Raw genomic sequence first — 605 nt, 5'->3', positions numbered from 1 at the left:
CGGGCGCGCAGCCGGGCAGCAGCACGGCGAATTCCTCGCCGCCCAGGCGTCCCAGCACGTCGCCCGCGCGCAGGCACCCCGCCGCCACGCGCGCGAAATGGGTCAGCACTTCGTCACCGGCCGCGTGGCCGTGGGTGTCGTTGACCTTCTTGAAAAAATCGATATCCATCATCAGCACGGCGGCCGCCTGCACAGTGTCCGCACGCGCCATGAAGCCGCCGCGGTTGAGCACCTGCGTGAGCGGATCGTGCGACGCCGCGTGCCGCAGCCGCGCCAGTAGTTCGTTGCGCGCCACCATCACGCTCGCGACGGCCAGCGGGGCCAGCGCCGTCAGCGTCACGCCAACGCGCAGCGACATGACGGCCTGCGGGGTATCGACGGCGGCGCCGATCGCGAGCATGCCGCTGGCGATCGCGAGCAGGGTCCACATCGAGAACAGCAAGGTGATGCCCGCCGTGGCGAACAGGCTGTACGTCAGCGCGCACCACAGCATGGCGGGAATCGGAAAGGAGATCACGCCGGGCCCGCCCAGCTGCGTCTCCAGCCACAGGCTGCCCGCGAACGCGGCCAGCGGCGCGAGATGGCCGATGCGCCAGGCGGGTGCG

The 605-nt window shown here is 71.1% G+C and carries 1 protein-coding gene; it reads right to left on the bottom strand.

Features of this window, described 5'->3' with window-relative positions; translation table 11 throughout:
• On the bottom strand, positions 1 to 605 hold a 605-nt coding region (locus tag ACEN88_RS33680; protein WP_413346696.1), incomplete at both ends, for a GGDEF domain-containing protein.

The sequence above is a fragment of the Massilia sp. CT11-108 genome (assembly GCF_047302915.1).
GTDB lineage: Bacteria > Pseudomonadota > Gammaproteobacteria > Burkholderiales > Burkholderiaceae_D > Telluria > Telluria orientalis.
Note: the sequence above shows the minus strand (reverse complement) of the source record. Positions and strands in the feature narration are given on the sequence as shown.